The organism is Nocardia sp. NPDC051929 (assembly GCF_044548645.1).
GTDB classification, from domain to species: Bacteria; Actinomycetota; Actinomycetes; order Mycobacteriales; family Mycobacteriaceae; genus Nocardia; species Nocardia sichangensis.
Window position 1 is genome coordinate 249967 of the sequence record NZ_JBIUCG010000012.1, and the last position, 1218, is coordinate 251184.

At 63.0% G+C, this 1218-nt stretch carries 1 protein-coding gene; it reads right to left on the reverse strand.

The window, feature by feature from the left end; genetic code table 11:
• Window positions 1-484: 484 nt before the first annotated feature.
• Window positions 485-1060 (reverse strand): Uma2 family endonuclease, encoded by a 576-nt coding sequence (locus tag ACIHAX_RS18330; RefSeq protein WP_397278628.1) that lies wholly within the window; start codon window positions 1058-1060, stop codon window positions 485-487.
• Between the last annotated feature and the right edge of the window lie 158 nt (window positions 1061-1218).

A 1218-nucleotide genomic window follows, 5' to 3' on the forward strand; every position in this document is an offset into this window, starting at 1 on the left:
TGACGTATCAAGACAAACAATCTCGCGCAGCGACGAGTGGCACATGGTGGAGAGGTCTCTCGCGCTTTGCCGCAGCCATGTGCCGCTCGCGGCTGTTGCGGGCTAGGGCTGTTCCAGTACGTCGAAGGGAATAGTTGCCTCGACCGGGTCGTCCAGTAGCAGTACGCGTCGGTGGACTGTGTGGGCCAGGTAGCGGCGGCCGGACCAATCGGGCCAGCCGCCGGACCACACGGCTGTGCACGGGGCTCTGTGCCATCAGTCGCACTACGCGCCCGTCGACGATCTCGATGTCACCGAGCCCGGCAGTCGCCCCTTCGGCGAACTGCTCGGCCGTGACACGGAGTACCTGTTGCTCGTCGGGAGCGCTCATAGCGACATCATTGCAGTTCGAACCGAACCGAACCGGACCACGGACTCGGCTGACGATCACCTCCGGCGGCGAGAGGAACCATCACCACGGCGGAAGACTTCCGCTACGGCGAGGTCAGGGCAGGAGGGTGGCGGGGTCGATCGTGAATTCGAAGGGGCTGCGCAAGGTGACGGTGTCGCCGGCGGACACCCGGTGGGTCAGCTGGTAGGTACCGTCGGCACCGAGTTCGTGTGCGAACAGAACGGGAAGCGACTCGCCCGGTAATTGGCCCTTGAAGGTGTTGGGCTCGAAACGCCAGTAGTTGGTGATGCCGGCTTCGGCATAGACCACGGGTTTGACCATGCGGTCCTGCATCGTAGTGGATTTGGACACCACTTCTACCACCAGTTCCACCTGGTGAGCAGGAACCCCTCTTGCGTCGACATCGATCGAGTCGGCCACCACCATGAGATCGGGAATCGGCTCGTCGTCGCCGATCAGCACGCCGACGCCTTCGAGCACCAAGCGGCCAGGAGGCAACACCGCGTCGAGGGCACGTCCCAGCCACCTGATCAGCAACTGATGGCGCGGCTTGGGTGCGGCATTCACGACGAGCTGACCATTCAACACCTCGTAACGCAATCCGTCTTCGGGCATGTGATCGAGGTCGGCAGCCGTCCAGCCGTCGCCATGAGGAACTGGCATCGCCATGAAACCACCTCCAACCTCGTAGGACGATGACGATCGCCGCCGATCGACTCGAGTGTAATCGCGTGGACCGAATTGATTCGAGTCGATCGAGCGGAGCGGCGCCACTGGTGTAGGGCACAGGTCGACCGTGCCCTACACCAGCAAGTTCCGTCGTTCTC